The following is a 17,618-nucleotide window of genomic DNA, read 5'->3' as shown; positions in this document are numbered from 1 at the left end:
GGACAAATGCTACTTACCGCAAATACCCTTAAATGGACAATAAGAACAAGCCTTCCCCGTAGGGGTTTGCGTAAAGGGAATTTCCGGATTGAAGATCTCGTCCAAGCAGCCCCGCAGCCCCTCCTCGAACGCTTGGGCATAACCGGAGAAATCCTCTACCTTCTCCGACTTCCCCCGTTCGATACGGTGGTAGACCGATGGGTCGAACGGATCGGCGAAAAGGGAACGGACGCAATAAATGCCCGGTTGTATCGTCTTTCCTTTGTTCTCGGTGAGATGGGCGTACATCCAGCAATACATGAATACCTGCATCACGGCTTTCGCACGATCTTTCTCCTCCTTGTTGAATAGGCTCTCGATACTACTGAAAGTCGTAGTTCCGCTACCGCTCTTGTAATCGATGATACGGATAGCGTCGCGAACCTCGTCCACACGGTCGATAAAGCCTTTCAACCGGATCTCGGAATGGTCGGAAAGGCTGATCAGACCGTTTATCTTACGCTCGGACTCGATGTAAACGAAAGGGGTCAGCTTGCCGTCACGCTCCAAGATTTTCTCCACGTATTTGCGGATCATCTCGCCGATCAGGTAGTTTTGTCCGGTAAGGGAGCGAACCACCTCTGTCTTGAAAAACTCGCTGGCGAAAGCCCGGGCGATAACTCCGGTAAGCAAGGCCGTATCCTTACGGATCGCTTTCAGCAAATCCACGGTAACCATCTTCCCTTGGAACGGCTTGTAAAGCTCCTCCATCACTTTATGTAAGATACTTCCGAATACATCGCTCTCGATCGTCTCGCTCACCTCCTCTTCCTCTCGAATGCCTTCCACGACGGAAAAATAGAATTTCAACGGGCAATCCAGATACGTATTGATAGCGCTCGCCGAGATCGCCTTGCTCCCCCCTTTCCGGTAAGCGTCTAAACGGCGCATGATATCCTCCCTTTTCGGCACGGCCAATGGCGGGGTCTTGGAGGAAGATACGTTATAGACCACCAATTTATCTCGCATCGGAACCTCATAATGATAATGCAGCTGGTGGACAAAGCGACTTACCTCTCCCGTCTGCAATCCGTTGCTGCGGGTATCGTATAAAAGGCTCACGTGGCTGGCACGCTCTATCAAACGATAGAAATGGTAGGCCCATACGCTATCTTGATGCTCGTAGGTAGGCAACCCGAAACCCCTGCGTAGGTTATAAGGGATAAAGGAGTTCGCCGCTTTCCGCTGCGGGAAAATACCCTCGTTCATGGATAAGATAATCAGACGGTCGAAATCTAAGGCACGGGTCTCGAGCACACCCATAATCTGGAGGCCGGAAAGCGGCTCGCCGTGGAAGGGGATCGTGATCGTATCAGTCACCCGCTTCAATAGGCGGAAGAAGGTATCTATTTTCATCTCTACACAAGCGTCTCTCATTACCTCTTTCATGCGGTTTACCGTGGTGAAATAATGGAAGATGAACTCTTGCTCCAAATCGTTCGTCCGCTGGGGTGCGTCCTCCTCTTCCTCATCGGAAAGGGCGGACATAACCTTGTTCAGCTCTTCCAACACCTTGATCAGATAATCCGAGAAGGCCTCCACCCCGGTCACCGGCGTGAACAGGATTTCTAGCAAAGGCGTTTTCTCTAACTCCGTATGCGAGATATAGATCTTGTTGTTCTCCGTGATCTCTTTCACCAAGGAGGAAATAATCTCCGGTGAGGTGGAGAGGATGTAGCGATGGTTCAATACCGGCAGCACGTCACGGAAATAGAACAACGGATTCCGGTCTATGTAGCGTACGTTCTTCTGCAACGCCAAGATATACTCGATCAACGAGGCGACCGGGGTTCCCGCCAAGGGATAACCCATCGTGACGTTGATACGCCGGATTTGCTCCGGAATGGCGTTCAGCACCGGGATCAGCAGATGTTCATCGGGCAAGATCACCGCCGTACGCAGGGCTTCTTCCGAACTCATCTCCGCTTCCTTGCACCAATCGCTCAACAGGGTGTAGACGTGCTTGGCCTGCCCGATACCGGAAGGGATGCCGATCACCTCGATCTCAGTCTTTACCTTCTCCTCGGGGGGTAATTTCATCGAGGAAGGGAAGCTCTTCCGGTTACGGGAGACGAAATAAGAGGCCTTATTATCCGGATCGGTTACCTTATCGGATACATAATCCCAATAGAAATCCGCTATCTTCCGCTTCTGCAACTGGGCTAAGAAACGTTCTTCCGATACGGACAAGGCGTTCAAACCGACGAAGACAATTTGCTCGTAAGGTAAATCCGGAGACTCACCCCGTTCCATGCTTTCCACGACCTCCCGGAAGATCATGCCCTCGTAGCCTTTTCCCTCGGCGGTCAAGGTCGCACGGAATTCCTCATAGAGATCGTATAGCACTTGCCAGACCGCCAAGAACTGTTGCTGGTTCGGAGTATCGCCCCGGGGATAAAAACTGGACCAGAAACTACGGATAGCGGCGATCTGCTCATCACTTAAGAAATCGAAATCATTCTCTATCTCCCGTAGGTCCGTCACGTTACTGAATAGCATGCGGGCATTTGCCATGTACTTATCGATATCGTCGAAGTCGTTGAGCAACATCTCGCCCCAATACAGGAATTCATCGAAAGTCTCGGTGGAACCGCTTTGGCGGATGTAGATGTCGTACAGGGTAAAAAGCATACTGATCCGGTCGGCGGATTGTTTTCCGCTCAACTGGATAAAGAGATCGTTGATCGTAAGGATTGTCGGAGAGAAAAGGGGAATATCGGCTACCTCCGAGAGATATTTCTGGAAGAAAAGTCCCGTACGCCGGTTTGGGAAAACAAAGGCCAGACGACTGACCTCCGCTCCCCATTTCTCGTAAAAAAGAGACGCTACTTGATATAAGAACGGTTTCATTTATTCAAAAATTTGTACAGGCTGCGGAGACGGGGCGTGCCCCGTCTCTACAATCGGATACGATTCACGTTATATTAAGATGTTCTCTATCTCCTGCAATTCTTCCCCGGAGAAAGAGATATTATCTAACGCCTTCAGGTTATCCATCAATTGGGCGACAGAGCTAGCGCCAATTAATACGCTAGTTACCCGTTCGTCCTTTAATAACCAAGCGAGCGCCATCTCCGCCAAGGTCTGTCCACGGCGGGCGGCTACCTCGTTTAGCTTACGGGCCTTTTCCACGGCCTCCGGGGTAACTTGAGAGGTCTGCAAATGACCGGTCGATTTCGCCGCACGGGAATTCTCCGGAATTCCACGCAAATACTTATCCGTAAGCAAGCCTTGCGCCAACGGCGAGAACGCTATCATACCCACACCCTCTTCCTTCAATACAGGCAATAAATCCGGTTCCGTCCAACGATCGAACATCGAATAGCGGGCTTGGTGAATCAAGCAAGGCACCTTATGTTCTTTCAGTACGGCCAAGGCCTTACGGGTCTGGTCTGCGTCATAGTTGGAGATACCTACATACAAAGCCTTTCCTTGCCGGACGATATCAGCCAAGGCCCCCATCGTCTCCTCGATCGGAGTCTCCGGGTCCGGACGATGGGAGTAAAAGATATCCACGTATTCCAGTCCCATCCGTTTCAAGCTCTGATCCAAGCTAGCCATTAAATATTTACGGCTTCCCCAGTTCCCATACGGTCCCGGCCACATATCGTAGCCCGCCTTCGTAGAGATAATCATCTCATCCCGATAAGCGCCCAAGCCCTTCTTCAATATCCGGCCGAAATTCTCCTCCGCCGATCCGTAGGCCGGGCCATAGTTATTCGCCAAGTCGAAATGAGTCACGCCATGATCGAATGCGGCGTGAGCGATCTGGATAAAATTACCGAACACGTCCACACTACCAAAGTTGTGCCACAATCCCAAAGAAACGGCCGGCAATAAGATACCGCTCCGTCCGCACCGCCGATATATCATATCCGCATAGCGATTCTCTTCCGCTTTGTAAAACTCCATATGCTCTTTCTTTTTTTAATTATTATATCTCATCCGGCCAAGGAACCGGTTTACCTGTCGCCTTAAACGACGGACGTTGCCCGTCCACTTTCCGTAAATACGTACCCAATTCCCCGGACAGACGCTTTACGATATCGGGATGCTGCCTTGCCACGTCATTATGTTCCCCTATATCCTCCGTGATATTAAACAATTCCTTCTTCCCCGTCTCGTAATAATAGATCAGTTTCCAGTCTCCATTACGAACCGAGCAAGTCGGACCGATTCCCGGCCCGTCATTACCCCATATATTCGGGCAGTTCCAGAATAAGCTACGTCCCACGGAAGGATCTCCCGTACCTTTTAATAAAGGCATGAAACTGACGCCATCTATCGGCTGTACGGTCTTATACCCCTTTATGCCTGCCATCTCCAAGATAGTAGGATAGAAATCCTCGATAATCAAGCATTTATCACATTTGCTTCCCGGCTTCACCACCCCCGGCCAACGCACGATCATCGGCTCACGGACTCCTCCCTCATAGGCGGAGCCTTTACCACTGTTCAAGGGATAGTTTTGCGTATGGATCTCGCCGTCACGCCATCCGGGCTCGCTGGAAAGACCACCGTTATCGCTCATGAAGATCACGATCGTGTTATCCGCCTCGCCATTCTTCTCCAACCAGTCCATCAAATCGCCCAGACTCTTATCCATACCCTCTATCAAGGCAGCGTAAGCCGCCTCTTTAGCCGTTAACCCCTTATCGATATATTTCTGGTAGAAACGCTTGTCCTTATCAATCGGGATATGGATCGCATAATGTGACATATATAGGTAAAACGGCTGGTTATATTTCTTAGCCTTGTCCAACGCCTTGATCGCCTCCTGCGTCAAGGCCTCCGTAGCGAAGGTGTCGCTTCCCCAATACTTTTCCAATCCGGGGATAGCGTTCGGAGCGTAAGGTTTACCATCCTTGGTATGCCCGTAATTATTCTCGCCGAGGTAACTGGCGAGACCTCCGGCGGCATGCCCGGCTATATTGACCTCGAATCCCCAATGATGCGGGTCCTCCCCCGGGGTATCGATCGCCCCGAAGTGCGCCTTGCCGCAATGGATCGTGTGATATCCGTTATTCTTCAATATCTGCACGAATGAAGTACCCACAAACGTATTATTCGTCCCGCCCACTTGAGCCACGCCGTTATAATTCCAATCCGGCAGGGTAAGCACATCACTCTCCCGGTCGGTCGTCTTATCCTTAAAAAGTGTCCAGTTCGTAACCCGGTGACGGGCGGCGTTCGTCCCCGTGATCAAGCTGCAACGGGTAGGCGAGCTGATACTGCTAGCGTAGGCTTGGGTAAACATCATGCCCCCTTTCGCCAATCGCTCCATGTTCGGGGTCTCATATACCTCATTATAATGCGTCTTTTGGATCCAAAAAGGTAAGGACGTATCCTCCCATCCCATATCATCCACCAAGAACAGGATGATATTCGGGGGACGACTGGCACTCTGGGCGTTCGCTACCGCCGATACCGACAATAAAGCGATGGGAATAAACTGAGTCTTCTTCATGATAGGCAACGGATATTTGTATTCTACGAAAGTAGATATATTTCACCGAAAAACAATATTGTTTCATATACAAAATAATATTGTCTTATGTATTATACTTTTCCGGACATAAAATAAGGGGCCCTTGACAAAAAGAGTCCCTTACCTAATATCTTATACCCAATGATTTATCCGGAAAGCCTTAACGCAAACGATCCAAAGAACGTACCAGCGCCTCATCGGCCCCGATATTACGGATCGCCAGATAATCCAAGATCAGATTGACCAACGGGAAGGAAAGAGCGATCTTAACACTTACGCTGGCACCTTCCATATCCCCCTTCAAGGAATAGATCAAGAAGGCGAAGAAACCATAAAAGCCCAATATCAGCAATGCGTTGAACACGCAAAGACGGATTTGCAGGATTCTTTTCTTATATAAGAAGATCGTCACTAAGGCAATGATAGCGATGATAGCAGTCAAGGCAAATAAGCCCCATGCCGGGTATAGTAATTCCGGCTCACCGATCATCGTGCTCAACCCGCTAGCATCGAACGAAAAGAGAGCGTCTCCTTGTTGCAACACGGCCAACGGCAAGAATAAGGTAGCGACCGTAAGCGCCACGATAATTAGCAGGTAAACAGTTTGTATTCTTTGTAACATGGTAATTAGTTCGTTTTAAATGGAAAGGCCGACTCATTTGAGGGTCAGCCTTTCCGATGTTCAAAAATATTTCTTCTTAGAAGTTATTCTTCTCTTTAGCAGGATTCTTGTAATAAACCTTGCCATCCTCGTACTCTTGAGCGGCGATCAACGTTGATTTCGGAAGTTTCTCATAGTAGCGTGAAATCTCGATCTGCTCACGGTTTTCAAAGACTTCCTCCAAGTTGTCATTGTAAGAAGCGAACTCTTGAAGTTTCTTTTCCAGATCTTGTTTCATCTCAACACTAATCTGATTCGCCCGTTTTGAAATGATAGCGACTGTCTCATATACGTTACCCGTTTCTTCACTTAACTTCATCATGTCACGGGTTACCGTATTGGTAGGAGCGTTTGATTTTCTGTAATCCATTTTCGTTTTATTGATTAAATTCGCTTAATATGCATCTGTAATTCGCTTGCTGGCATAGTCGTAGAACTTCGTTACCTGCTTTACGTAGTTACCTTCCGGATACTCGTTCATGTAGTTGTAATACTCGTCAACCACATCCCGGTAACGGCCCTGCAACTTCTCCTCTACGGATACTAGCGCCAACTCGTACTTCGCACGGATGATAAGGAACATGAATTCCTCACGATACTTGGAATACGGGTAATTCTTCAAGGCGTTCTGCGCCGTGATCACGCAAGACTGGAAGTTATTCCCCATATAGGTACCTAGATTGAAATACAAGCGGGTGGCCATCAATTCCTTGTAAGCCAACTTCTCCTGAAGCTCGAACATGATGTTCTGCGCTTCCTCGGCCCGTTCACTTTGCGGATAATACTCCAAATAAAGTTGCAACTGCTCGATCGCCTTATACGTCTGCGACTGGTCTAACCGGGGATCCGGAGAGTCCAGATACAAACCATAACCGGAATAGAAACGGGATAATTCCGTAAACTCCCCTTTCGGATAGGTCGTATAATAGGTCTCGAAGTATTGCGAAGCCGTCTGATAATCTTTCTGACCGTAATAGCTTTGCGCCAACAAGTACAAGGACTCCTCGGCATAAGCTGTTCCTTTAAAGATTGTAACCAGTTCATCCAGCAGAGTAGCGGATTTCGAGTATTGCTTCGCGTTGAAGTATTTCTTCGCGTACGAATATTTCAATTCGTAATCCGTGCTCTTCAGTATCTTATTATACTCTCCACAAGAGGATAATAGTACTGTCATCATCATCAGTAAAAATACAACCTTTTTCATTCACATACTTTTAGCGTGCAAAATTAGTGCTTTTAGGCGAATAAATGAAACCCAAAACGTTAATATTTACAACTTATATAAATCGCTAGCAGCGATCAATTCCAATTTATTCGCTTTCAAAACCTCCGCGCACTTATTGACATCGTCCGGACGGATGATCACGTTAGCAGCGTCGCCTTGAGAAAAAGCGTACATATATTCAATGAAGATCCCGGCCGAGGTAATGATATCCATCGCCTTTGCCAAGGCTCCCGGCTGGTTGGGACAATGCAAGCATACCACGTCGGCCACGCTTACAGCGTATAACTTTTCACGAAGCACGGATATCGCTTTCTCCGTATCGGATACGATTAGGCGAAGGATACCGAAATCGGAATTCTCGGCTACCGTGAAAGCGGACATATTGACCCCTGCCTCCCCTAATATCTTGGCGACTTCCGTAAAACGGCCTTTCTTGTTTTCCAGAAAGATTGATAATTGTTTTATTAACATAGTACTTAATCTTTTAGAGGTTATACTAACTTACGTTTATCGATCACGTGTTTTGCCTTACCCATACTACGTTCGATACTACGCGGCTCCACGATCTTGATGTCCGGTTGCAAACCGATCACGCTCTGCATGCGGGCGGCGATCTTCTTTTTCAAGGCGATCATCTTGTTCATCTCGTCCGAGTAGTATTCTTGGCGAACCTCCACCTGTATCTGGAAGGTATCGGTATTGTTCATACGATCCACCACGATCAGGTAATGCGCCTCAAACTCCGGCAGCTCCAAAATTACGGATTCTACCTGAGACGGGAAAACATTTACGCCACGAATAATCAACATATCGTCACTTCTACCTAAAATACGTCCCATACGAACCGCCGTACGTCCACAGGCGCACTTCTCGTAAGTCAGCGAGGTCAAATCACGTGTACGGTAACGAAGCATCGGCATACCCTCCTTCGTAAGCGTGGTGAAGACCAACTCTCCTACTTGTCCCGGTTCCACCGGTTGTAAGGTATTCGGGTCCACGATCTCCGGGAAGAAATGGTCTTCCCACAGGTGGGTACCGTTCTGGCACTCACACTCGCCACCAACGCCCGGCCCGCAGATTTCCGTCAAGCCATAGATATCGTAAGCTTTGATATTTAGTTTTGTCTCTAATTCCTTACGCATATTCTCCGTCCAAGGCTCGGCACCGAACGCTCCGACACGTAGCTGGAATTCCTCCAAGGGAATACCGGACTGGTGGATGGTCTCCGCCAGATACAAGGCGTACGAGGGCGTACAAGCCAAACCCTTCGCACCGAAGTCGTGCATCAACTGGATTTGTTTCTGGGTATTACCGCTACTCATCGGGATCACCGTACCACCGATATTCTCCACTCCGGCATGGGCACCCAAGCCTCCGGTAAACATTCCGTAACCATAGGATACTTGCACGGAATCGTTCTTTGTCAAACCATAGGCGGTCAGGCAACGAGCCACCACCTCGGCCCAAATACCCAAGTCCTTACGGGTATATCCCACGACGATAGGCTTACCTGTCGTACCGGAAGAGGCATGCAGACGGACGATCTCGGACATCGGCACGGCCATCAAGCCGAAAGGATAGTTATCACGCAAGTCTTGTTTTACCGTGAACGGTAATTTCGTTATATCATCTATTGTCTGTATATCGTCGGGAGCAATGCCCATCTCCTGCATTTTCTTGCGATAAAACGGGGAGTTATGGTAAGCATGTTCAACAACTCTTTTCAACCGTAGGCTCTGTAGTTTCCGCATTTCCTCACGGTCCATACATTCAATAGTTTCGTTCCAAATCATGGTATTTGTCTGTTATCTTTTAAAGTTAGTAGTCTAAATCCGCCGCAAAGTAACAACTTTTTTTAAATCGGCACCCTTTTGTTACGAAAAATTAGTCACGAGGCGATCATTTCAACTCCTTCACCTTGATATTGCGGAACGCTACCTCATCCCCATGATCCTGCAAAAGGATGTGTCCTTTCGGAGCCTCGCCGAAAGCACCACCCGCATTATAAGATGGATCAGCGTATTTACTGCCCTTCACCAAATCACGGAACTCCTTGCTGCCACGCTCGTACTCCAATACCTTCACACCATTCAGCCAGTGCTCTACGTGGTTGTTCGGGAATACCTTCACCACGGCCGTATTCCACTCTCCTACGCCGTTGAAATGGATGTTCTCGCTTTTCTTCAGATCATACAAGCTTCCAAGGGTACGACTACCGGGGAAAGTCGTGTAAAGCTTGGCATCCGGGTGCTTAGCGTCATCCAATAGCTGGAACTCCAAGCCGTAAGCGGAGCCTTTTTGCTTCTCTTGCTCGGTCACGAAGTATTTAATACCGCTGTTGGCCCCTTCGGTGATCTTAAAATCCACGCTGAACTCAAAAGCGGAATATTCACCCTCCGTAACGATATCGCCTCCGTTCGTAGACTCGCTACCGTCGGATTTCTGCACGATCAATTCGCCATCTTTCACCATCCATCCGTGATCCGGGAAAGCGTCTTTGTGCGCTCCACGCCAGCCTTTCGTTGTCTTACCATCAAAAAGGAGCGCCCAACCCTCGGCTTTCTCTTGGTCGGTCAATTGATTGATCGCCGGTGTAATTACGGCCATCGGTACTACCTTAGCTGTCTCTTCCGTGCTTTGCGTGTTTTTTCCACCGCAGGCGCAAAGGATCATAGCGCTCATGGCGGTACAAATTACTAGTGTCTTCATGTCTTATTTATTTTTAATATATATATAATCAAGCTATGTGTGCGTCCACAAAGATAATTGATTTCATAAAAAATAGACGTATCTTCGCGATATAAATATTAAATGATTATTTATATGAAACAACCAAAGACCGCCTTGTTCGATTTTGACGGCGTAGTAGTAGATACGGAACCTATTTACGATTTATTCTGGAACGATGCCGCTAAACGTTATGGCTTAGGTATCGATAATTTCGCTGATATTATAAAGGGTACGACCCTACCGTATATTCTGGAGAAGTATTTTTCCGGATATACGGAGGAGTTCCGCCAAATGGTGACCAAAGAATCTACAGAGTATGAGAAGACGATGCCCTTGCCTCCCATGCCCGGCTCCATCGAGTTCATCCGTATGCTGAAGGAGCACGGCGTACAGATAGGCTTGGTTACCAGCTCGGATAACGCGAAGGTGAAACGGGCTTTCAGGCTTCTACATCTGGACAATCTATTCGATACCCTAGTGACCGCCGACCGCATCACGCAAGGTAAGCCCGATCCGATGTGTTATCTATTGGCGGCGAAAGACTTGAACGTATCTCCCGAGGATTGTATCGTATTCGAGGATTCTTTCAACGGCATACAGTCCGGGAAGGACGCAGGGATGCGTGTCATCGGGTTAAGTACGACGAATCCGGCGGAATCTTTAAGAGATAAAGTATATGAGGTAATCCCCAATTTCGAGAAAGTCACGTTCGAGGATTATTTGAGATGGTAAGCAATCGAGAAAAAGGAAATGATTATTTCCTTCATTCCTTCACCTACCCCTTTACACACACCCACACACATGTATGCGTACATTAATAATACGCGTATGCGTGCGTGTGTGTAGGAGCCGGTGAAGGAATAAAGGAAACGCCTGTACCGTCAATGGGCTACACCAGTATCGGCGAGAGCCGGAAGCAGTACTGGTGTAACCCCACGGCAGTACTGTCGTGGGGCTGTGACTATATTGGGATCAGAAACTATATCCTACGCGAACACCCAGCATGGCCTGATCGAAATCCTTGATGATATTATACTTCACCTCCAATCCTATCGAAAGATTGTCGGTAGCATAAACCTCACCGCCTAAACCGATATTGGCTCCCAGACGAGTCTCGTTATGAGAAAGGCCATGGCCCGCATCCCAATTCCAAAAGGACAGACTAAGCCCCGCTAATGGATAAAAACCGAACATCTCACTTAACTTCACTACATAATGAGCATTCAAGTCGATCGCCCAAGTGCTGTGATTATCATTCTTTACGAAATAAGTAAGAGAGGGGCTCAAACGTACCGCATCCGTGATACAATAGCGGTAATCAACTCCTAACGTGGCATTCTTCGAATCGAATCCATAACCGATGTTAAATCCCACGGCAGATTGTCCTTGCTGCGTCTGCGCATAAGCTCCCAGACTAAAGACTGCTAACATCAGCATCATTACAAACTTTTTCATACGCTTTCTTTCGTTTAGTTCAACATTAGATTATTATTGGTATTTATTTTACTTTCAGTCGATCGCCGGCACTCTTCACGATGCTACGGTAATAGTCCTCGTCATATCCGGGAAAATCGGGAGACGCAGGCTGGCCGTACGGATTACGCTTGAACTGTCCGTTCACCTCTTTCTTCACGTTTCCATCGATGTATTTTACAAGCAAATACTCACCCAATTGCTTCCAGCGGGCGGTAGCGGAGTCTGAATTAGTCGTGCTATACCACGTCAAGAACTTGACAGCCTCCGCCGGGTCCTTGGCATACAACTCCTGAGCCGCCTTATCGATAGCCGGTACGGTCTCTTGATAACCATTCTCCAACTCTTGCTGTACCTTACGGATATCCTGAATCATGAAGCTATATTTGTGGTAAGCCATATTAGCCACCCAGTTATGAATCCAGAAAGCGGAAGTCCAAGAGAAGTTCAGCAAATCGCCGTTTCCCACCCGATAGCACTCCGGAACATCCGTTACCGACGCATATACAGGAGTGAAGACTGCCATATCAGCGTCGTCCACGGCAAACCACAAGATACCACCGATAGCGTCCGGCAACCAGTTACGCATTTGTGGAACAATCACGAAGCCCGTTTGTTGCGTCGCTATGGCACGTTCATTCGTATATTCCTGCCCGTCTACCTCGAACGTCATCGGCCGCCAGCGGTAAGGAACCTTATACGAGCCGGCACCGGCATCTTTCGTCATATCCAGATCCGTTCCCTCGTAATGGTCGCGCATGCCATTCTGTACGTCTTGAACGGAAAGCTTACGATTCGGCTTCACATACAGAGGCATCGGCTCCTTGGAAGGATCACCCTTGATAAAATCCATATACTGATCCATCGTGGTATCATATTTACGGAAGAAAGACCATACACGAGCCTCGCATCCACGCAAGGCGCTGAAATCATACGGGCAATAAGCCTTGGCGAAACTGAAATCAGCGTCCTTTCCCTTGAAATATCCTTTCTCACGGGCGAAAGAAACCACATCCGGCGAGTACATGCAATTCTCCTTATCGTCAAACGGTATCTGCTGGATACGGGACTGGTTGGCATGCGCCGAGATACAATCGTCCGGGATGCGGATCGCTACCCAAACGGCACCTTTGTTACCCGGTCCCTTACCGATCATCTCCATCACCCAAGCCTCGTTCTTATCGGCGATAGAGAACGTCTCGCCACTGCTGTAATAGCCATATTCCTTTACTAAGTCCGTCATGACCTTGATCGCTTCACGAGCCGACTTGGAACGTTGCAAAGCGATGTAGATCAAGCTACCGTAATCCATGATACCCGTCGTATCCACCAATTCATGGCGTCCGCCGAACGTACTCTCCGTGATAGCCACCTGATGCTCGTTCATGTTACCCACTACGGAATAGGTCTTCTCCACTTGGGCGATCTTGCCCAGCGGTTTCCCCGTATCCCATTCCTTCACTTCCAACATGGCGCCCTTCGGCCATGTAGCGGCGGGCCAACGATACATCTCCCCATACAGGGAATGCGAGTCCGCCGCATAACTAATCATTACCGAACCGTCTGTCGAAGCCTTCTTGCCCACCAGCAAACCGGTACAGGCGATAGCCTCCACCCCGGATAACAGGGCGGCGCAAGCGGTTAATAAAATCCAACTCTTCTTCATATAAATAAAGTTTTAAGCAAATAAAAGCATATATACACCGGCGCCGCAACAATAGCCGATCAACGCCAAGATAGAGAACCGTTTCGTATAATACATAAAATCGATCTTCTCCAATCCCATTACCGTAACGCCCGTGGCCGATCCGATGATCAAGATGCTACCACCCGTCACGGCGCAATAAGCCAAGAAGGTCCAGAAACCACCGTCCGATACGAAGAACTGGGCATAAGGCGATAAGTCGGCCGCCTGCTCCACGATCGGGTACATACCCATCGTAGCAGCTACCAAGGCTACGTTATCCACGCAGGAGGACAAGGCGCCGATCACGAAGCTGATCAGATACGGCTCATGCACATGCTTATCCAAGAAAGCGGACATGATGCCCAACTGCCCGGAGGTCTCCAACGCTCCCACGGCCATCAAGATACCCAAGAAAAAGAAGATCGTAGCCAAATCGATATTCGGCAACAATTGGGAAATACGGAGTTTCTGGGACTCATGCATATGCAGCTTGCTATACATCAAATCCGTATAGAACCAAAGGATCACCAATCCCAGCAAGACGCCCAAGAACGGCGGCAAGTTCGTCACCATCTGGAAGACAGGCACCAACGCCAAGGAAAGCACGCCGATCACAAAGATCATCCGACGTGAGCGGTTCGGTATCTCTGGTATGTACTCGTCACCTTGCTCCTCCTCGCTCAACACACGCAAGGTAGATCCTTTCTTGAACAACCAGAAATGGGCGATCGTCAACGGCACCAACATATTAACCAAAGCAGGGATAAATACGTGAGAGATCTGGTGCATCGCCGAGATATTCTTTCCGACCCAAAGCAAGATGGTCGTCACATCACCAATCGGCGACCATGAGCCGCCGGCGTTCGCCGCTATAATCACCATACAGGCATATTTCAAACGATCCGTACGATCCGGTACCAGCTTACGCAACACCGCCATGATCACGATAGCGGCCGCTAAGTTATCCAATAAGGCGGAGAAGAAAAAAGTAGCGAAACTTATATACCACAACAGCTTACGTTTATTCGGCGTACGGATATACCCGGTCACGGCCCTAAAACCACCATGCTTATCCACGATATCCACGATCAACATGGAACACATCACGAAGAAAAGCGTCTCGGAGACGTTTCCTAAATGATAAACAATCGCACGGTTCGATATAAAATTAATAAATTGCTCATGCGGGGGCAAGCTGGCCATCTCCGGGTTCTGGGTCAAGAACTCTTGAAAGATCGTACTGGAGCGTTCGACGAAAATATTGTAGGCATCGAACATCAATATCATCCACATAGAGATAGCCATGAACAACGCTATGGCCGCTTTATTTATTTTGATCTTATCCTCCAAGGCAATAGCGAGGATTCCTAAGACAAAAATGACAGGCATTAAAATGAACATATAATCAAGATTTTAATTGTTTATATAGAAGCTGTATCTCCTCCGGCCAAAGCGCCTCGTCCGGGGTCTCTAGGATTAAGGGCATATTGTCGAAACGGGGGTCCACCATGATCATGCGGAAGGTATCAAGGCCCATCAAGCCTTTACCGATACTCTCATGCCGGTCCACACGTGATCCCAGCTCCTTTTTAGAATCGTTCAAGTGCATACCCCTTAAATAAGAAAAGCCGACCACCTCGTCGAAATGACGGAATGTCTCGGCAAATCCCTCCGGTGTCTTTATATCGTAACCGGCGGCAAGCGTGTGCGCCGTATCGAGGCATACTCCCACCCGGCTCTTATCCTCTACCTCATTTATAATATAGGCGATCTGCTCGAAGGTATATCCCAAGTTCGAGCCTTGCCCCGCCGTATTCTCTATCACGGCACATACGCCACTCGTCTGAGCCAACGTGATATTGATCGACTCGGCGATGCGAGACAGGCAGGTATCCACCTCCATCTTCCCCAAATGGCTTCCGGGATGGAAATTCAGCATTTTCAGTCCCAGTTGCTCGCAACGTGTCATCTCGTCCAGAAAAGCGTCACGGGATTTCTGCAATCCCTCGGCGTCCGGGTTCCCCAGATTGATCAAATAGCTATCGTGCGGCAAGATACATCCCGGATCGTAACCGTACGCTTCACACCGCTCCTTAAATAAATGGATACTGTCCGCCTTCAACGGCTGCGACTTCCATTGCCTCTGATTCCGGGTGAAAAGGGCAAAAGCCTTCGCACCGATCTCATGGGCATTAACGGGGGCATTCTCAACCCCACCGACCGCACTCACGTGAGCCCCAACATACTTCATAATAACCTAACTTTTCTTTTTATTTATACTAATGTTCATCCTCAGTCTTACACCCGCAAAAACCAAACTCCTCCATCGCACGTTCTTGCGGGGTGATGAAATAAACCATCTCGGCACGGGTACACAACTCATTCGCCGAGTTATAGATCTCGGTCTCTATGAAGATGGCGTTCCGTTTCCGGTCTGTCATCCGTCCCCGTATCGTCAGCTGGGGCTCGTCCGTAGAGATACTCTTCATAAACTTGGCGTCGAGGCGTGAAGTCACCCCGGAGGTCTGCAACTTCCGCAAGACCACCCAGCCGGCCAACTCATCCATCAGCGTAGTCTGTATACCTCCGTGCAACGTACGCAGCCATCCTTGGTAAGTACCTTGAGGCTTCCAGAACGCCACGATATCGTCACCATCCTCAAAAAACTCCATATGCAGCCCCAGCGGATTGTTCGGAGCGCAACCGAAACACATATAACCGTCCAGCCCTTCCCACGGATTAATTATCTTTTTCATATCACGAAAACAATATTTATATGTTTTTTGTTGCTCAAAGTTAACAAAAAAGCCGGCTCTTGAAAGGAACCGGCTCTATAAATATCACAAAAAATACTCAACACGACTTATTCCTCGATCTCCGGTTGAAGGAAATCCACGAAGCAAAGGGCGGCCAACGCCGTTCCATAGCGTTTCTCGATCGTAATTCCCTCGGTGATAAAGTTAAGCTCTCCAAGATAGTACTTCCCATACGTCTTCTGATGAAGATCGTTGATAACACGGATCAGACGAGACTCAAGCTCCTCGATACGGTAACGTCCGCTGACCTCACACACAAGGCCACCAACCTTCTCATCAAAGTTCTCATCCTTATACATCCATGCGTAAACCACACCAGCAGACACGAACTCATCCTGATATCCATGGGATACAGCCATGATCGTTTTCATTTCCGAACCAAATGGAGGAAGGTCTAGTTCATCCATGGTTGCCAGATGTGCCGTAGCGGGTATCACTGACGAATACGTCATGATATTGAAATCAGAGATACCGGCGTCATAAAGAGCCATGTGGTAAGAACCAGCGTGTTTCTCCAAGTCTGATTCGCCACTTCCTTTTGTAATAAAAAAGGTGTTTGGAATTAAATTCCCAACTTTCTTTACCATCTACAAATATGTTTTACTAATTAATAAAAGCTTAAGAGCGCACAAAAATAGAAACTTTCGCGATATATAACGCATAGTTTTCCCTATAAAACTTTAGCCGCAAACATATTTTCACTAAAAAATCATCACCGAACCCAGAACTTTCATCCCCTCGGCTCTGTTTATATAGTAAATCAACATAAAAAACTAGAAGACAATGCTTACATTATGTTTAAGTTTATTATTAATGATCACAAATAGTCAAATAACAGATAAAAAAGAAGAAGTTATGAAATTCGAGTTAATCCAGTTACCGTACGCAAACGACGGTTTAGAACCAGTTATCAGCAAACAAACAATTGATTTCCATTACGGAAAACATTTATTGAACTATGTAAATACCCTTAATAAGCTGATTGAGGGCACGAAATTCGAGAACGCTCCGCTGGAGCAGATCGTTCGTGAGTCTGACGGAGCCATTTTCAACAATGCCGGCCAAGTATTGAATCACAATCTATATTTTACCCAATTCTCCCCGAACGGAGGTGGCGAGCCTACGGGTAAGCTAGCCGAGGCTATCAAGTCTACGTGGGGATCGTTCGAGAACTTCCAGAAAGAGTTCGTGGCTGCCGGTACAGGCTTGTTCGGCTCAGGATGGGTATGGTTGGCTAAAGATAAAGACGGCAAACTTTCAATTACCAAAGAACCCAACGGTAGTAACCCGGTCGTTAAGGGATTGACTCCGATCATGGGATTCGATGTATGGGAGCATTCTTACTATCTGGATTACCAGAACCGCCGTGCGGATCATTTGAACGCATTGTGGGGGATTATCGACTGGGAAACCGTTGGTAAGAGATATTGATTTAATTTGATGTAAGTTACGTGTAGAGAAGAGCCGCCCGGGAGTTGTCCCGGACGGCTTTTTTCGTT

17 protein-coding genes are annotated in these 17,618 nt (G+C 48.1%); 2 read left to right on the top strand and 15 right to left on the bottom strand.

All coding sequences use genetic code 11. From position 1 onward, the window contains the following. Positions 1-9 precede the first annotated feature (9 nt). The 9 genes from DWX84_RS02790 to DWX84_RS02750 all read right to left on the bottom strand — a co-directional run bounded on the left by DWX84_RS02790 (position 10) and on the right by DWX84_RS02750 (position 10,122). A complete protein-coding gene (locus DWX84_RS02790) occupies positions 10-2,889 on the bottom strand; it encodes a PD-(D/E)XK nuclease family protein (RefSeq protein WP_048927339.1) in 2,880 nt (959 codons plus the stop codon). Positions 2,890-2,958: 69 nt separating this feature from the next. After that, positions 2,959-3,951, bottom strand: coding sequence for an L-glyceraldehyde 3-phosphate reductase (gene mgrA, locus DWX84_RS02785; RefSeq protein WP_011966350.1), 993 nt, complete (start codon positions 3,949-3,951; stop codon positions 2,959-2,961). Positions 3,952-3,973: 22 nt separating this feature from the next. Further along, positions 3,974-5,506, bottom strand: coding sequence for a sulfatase (locus tag DWX84_RS02780; protein ID WP_122377409.1), 1,533 nt, complete (start codon positions 5,504-5,506; stop codon positions 3,974-3,976). A 181-nt stretch (positions 5,507-5,687) separates the two neighbouring features. Beyond that, positions 5,688-6,149: a DUF4293 domain-containing protein gene (locus tag DWX84_RS02775; protein ID WP_005862150.1), complete on the bottom strand. Its 462-nt coding sequence runs from the start codon at positions 6,147-6,149 to the stop codon at positions 5,688-5,690. A gap of 76 nt (positions 6,150-6,225) precedes the next feature. Further along, the gene (locus DWX84_RS02770) at positions 6,226-6,558 is read right to left on the bottom strand and encodes a DNA-directed RNA polymerase subunit omega (protein ID WP_005856752.1); all 333 of its coding nucleotides are present in this window, start codon (positions 6,556-6,558) and stop codon (positions 6,226-6,228) included. 24 nt (positions 6,559-6,582) lie between these two features. Continuing rightward, positions 6,583-7,392 carry an outer membrane protein assembly factor BamD gene (locus DWX84_RS02765; RefSeq protein ID WP_005856750.1) on the bottom strand — a complete coding sequence of 270 codons (810 nt, stop codon included), beginning with the start codon at positions 7,390-7,392 and terminating at the stop codon, positions 6,583-6,585. A gap of 66 nt (positions 7,393-7,458) precedes the next feature. Beyond that, entirely contained in the window at positions 7,459-7,884 is a 426-nt protein-coding gene (locus DWX84_RS02760; RefSeq protein ID WP_005856748.1) for a hypothetical protein, read from the bottom strand. A 20-nt stretch (positions 7,885-7,904) separates the two neighbouring features. Continuing rightward, the gene (locus DWX84_RS02755) at positions 7,905-9,206 is read right to left on the bottom strand and encodes a phenylacetate--CoA ligase family protein (RefSeq protein WP_005856746.1); all 1,302 of its coding nucleotides are present in this window, start codon (positions 9,204-9,206) and stop codon (positions 7,905-7,907) included. 106 nt (positions 9,207-9,312) lie between these two features. Next, positions 9,313-10,122, bottom strand: a complete 810-nt coding sequence (locus tag DWX84_RS02750) for a DUF1080 domain-containing protein (RefSeq protein WP_005856744.1) — start codon at positions 10,120-10,122, stop codon at positions 9,313-9,315. Positions 10,123-10,236: 114 nt separating this feature from the next. On the opposite strand from DWX84_RS02750, the gene DWX84_RS02745 reads away from it, so the two are divergent. Next, on the top strand, positions 10,237-10,875 hold the full coding sequence (locus DWX84_RS02745; RefSeq protein WP_005862146.1) for an HAD family phosphatase: 639 nt from the start codon (positions 10,237-10,239) through the stop codon (positions 10,873-10,875). A 240-nt stretch (positions 10,876-11,115) separates the two neighbouring features. Here the strand turns inward: DWX84_RS02745 and DWX84_RS02740 are convergent, their stop codons facing one another. The 6 genes from DWX84_RS02740 to DWX84_RS02715 form a co-directional block, all read right to left on the bottom strand. Next, positions 11,116-11,598 carry a porin family protein gene (locus tag DWX84_RS02740; RefSeq protein WP_008772096.1) on the bottom strand — a complete coding sequence of 161 codons (483 nt, stop codon included), beginning with the start codon at positions 11,596-11,598 and terminating at the stop codon, positions 11,116-11,118. Positions 11,599-11,641: 43 nt separating this feature from the next. Continuing rightward, on the bottom strand, positions 11,642-13,282 hold the full coding sequence (locus tag DWX84_RS02735; protein ID WP_008772095.1) for a dipeptidase: 1,641 nt from the start codon (positions 13,280-13,282) through the stop codon (positions 11,642-11,644). A gap of 12 nt (positions 13,283-13,294) precedes the next feature. Beyond that, positions 13,295-14,704: a sodium:proton antiporter NhaD gene (nhaD, locus tag DWX84_RS02730; protein WP_048927343.1), complete on the bottom strand. Its 1,410-nt coding sequence runs from the start codon at positions 14,702-14,704 to the stop codon at positions 13,295-13,297. A 4-nt stretch (positions 14,705-14,708) separates the two neighbouring features. Next, complete coding sequence (gene nfo / locus DWX84_RS02725) at positions 14,709-15,554, bottom strand: deoxyribonuclease IV (RefSeq protein WP_011966354.1); 846 nt, start codon at positions 15,552-15,554, stop codon at positions 14,709-14,711. 28 nt (positions 15,555-15,582) lie between these two features. Beyond that, positions 15,583-16,059: a PaaI family thioesterase gene (locus DWX84_RS02720; RefSeq protein WP_005856732.1), complete on the bottom strand. Its 477-nt coding sequence runs from the start codon at positions 16,057-16,059 to the stop codon at positions 15,583-15,585. A 107-nt stretch (positions 16,060-16,166) separates the two neighbouring features. Continuing rightward, positions 16,167-16,706 (bottom strand): pyruvoyl-dependent arginine decarboxylase, encoded by a 540-nt coding sequence (locus DWX84_RS02715; protein WP_005856730.1) that lies wholly within the window; start codon positions 16,704-16,706, stop codon positions 16,167-16,169. Between the two features lie 196 nt (positions 16,707-16,902). Between DWX84_RS02715 and DWX84_RS02710 the strand changes: the two genes are divergently transcribed. Beyond that, a complete protein-coding gene (locus DWX84_RS02710; protein WP_005862137.1) occupies positions 16,903-17,550 on the top strand; it encodes a superoxide dismutase in 648 nt (215 codons plus the stop codon). Positions 17,551-17,618: the final 68 nt, after the last annotated feature.

It is taken from the genome of Parabacteroides sp. AF21-43 (assembly GCF_003635435.1).
Taxonomy (GTDB): domain Bacteria; phylum Bacteroidota; class Bacteroidia; order Bacteroidales; family Tannerellaceae; genus Parabacteroides; species Parabacteroides distasonis.
Note: the sequence above shows the minus strand (reverse complement) of the source record. Positions and strands in the feature narration are given on the sequence as shown.

Bases quoted from the DNA above. Each gene is read 5' to 3' on its own strand.
- DWX84_RS02760 (WP_005856748.1), bottom strand. From the start codon at position 7,884: ATGTTAATAAAACAATTATCAATCTTTCTGGAAAACAAGAAAGGCCGT.
- DWX84_RS02780 (WP_122377409.1), bottom strand. From the start codon at position 5,506: ATGAAGAAGACTCAGTTTATTCCCATCGCTTTATTGTCGGTATCGGCG.
- DWX84_RS02715 (WP_005856730.1), bottom strand. From the start codon at position 16,706: ATGGTAAAGAAAGTTGGGAATTTAATTCCAAACACCTTTTTTATTACA.
- DWX84_RS02770 (WP_005856752.1), bottom strand. From the start codon at position 6,558: ATGGATTACAGAAAATCAAACGCTCCTACCAATACGGTAACCCGTGAC.
- DWX84_RS02740 (WP_008772096.1), bottom strand. From the start codon at position 11,598: ATGAAAAAGTTTGTAATGATGCTGATGTTAGCAGTCTTTAGTCTGGGA.
- DWX84_RS02735 (WP_008772095.1), bottom strand. From the start codon at position 13,282: ATGAAGAAGAGTTGGATTTTATTAACCGCTTGCGCCGCCCTGTTATCC.
- nhaD (WP_048927343.1), bottom strand. From the start codon at position 14,704: ATGTTCATTTTAATGCCTGTCATTTTTGTCTTAGGAATCCTCGCTATT.
- DWX84_RS02755 (WP_005856746.1), bottom strand. From the start codon at position 9,206: ATGATTTGGAACGAAACTATTGAATGTATGGACCGTGAGGAAATGCGG.
- nfo (WP_011966354.1), bottom strand. From the start codon at position 15,554: ATGAAGTATGTTGGGGCTCACGTGAGTGCGGTCGGTGGGGTTGAGAAT.
- DWX84_RS02765 (WP_005856750.1), bottom strand. From the start codon at position 7,392: ATGAAAAAGGTTGTATTTTTACTGATGATGATGACAGTACTATTATCC.
- DWX84_RS02745 (WP_005862146.1), top strand. From the start codon at position 10,237: ATGAAACAACCAAAGACCGCCTTGTTCGATTTTGACGGCGTAGTAGTA.
- DWX84_RS02720 (WP_005856732.1), bottom strand. From the start codon at position 16,059: ATGAAAAAGATAATTAATCCGTGGGAAGGGCTGGACGGTTATATGTGT.
- DWX84_RS02750 (WP_005856744.1), bottom strand. From the start codon at position 10,122: ATGAAGACACTAGTAATTTGTACCGCCATGAGCGCTATGATCCTTTGC.
- DWX84_RS02775 (WP_005862150.1), bottom strand. From the start codon at position 6,149: ATGTTACAAAGAATACAAACTGTTTACCTGCTAATTATCGTGGCGCTT.
- DWX84_RS02710 (WP_005862137.1), top strand. From the start codon at position 16,903: ATGCTTACATTATGTTTAAGTTTATTATTAATGATCACAAATAGTCAA.
- mgrA (WP_011966350.1), bottom strand. From the start codon at position 3,951: ATGGAGTTTTACAAAGCGGAAGAGAATCGCTATGCGGATATGATATAT.
- DWX84_RS02790 (WP_048927339.1), bottom strand. From the start codon at position 2,889: ATGAAACCGTTCTTATATCAAGTAGCGTCTCTTTTTTACGAGAAATGG.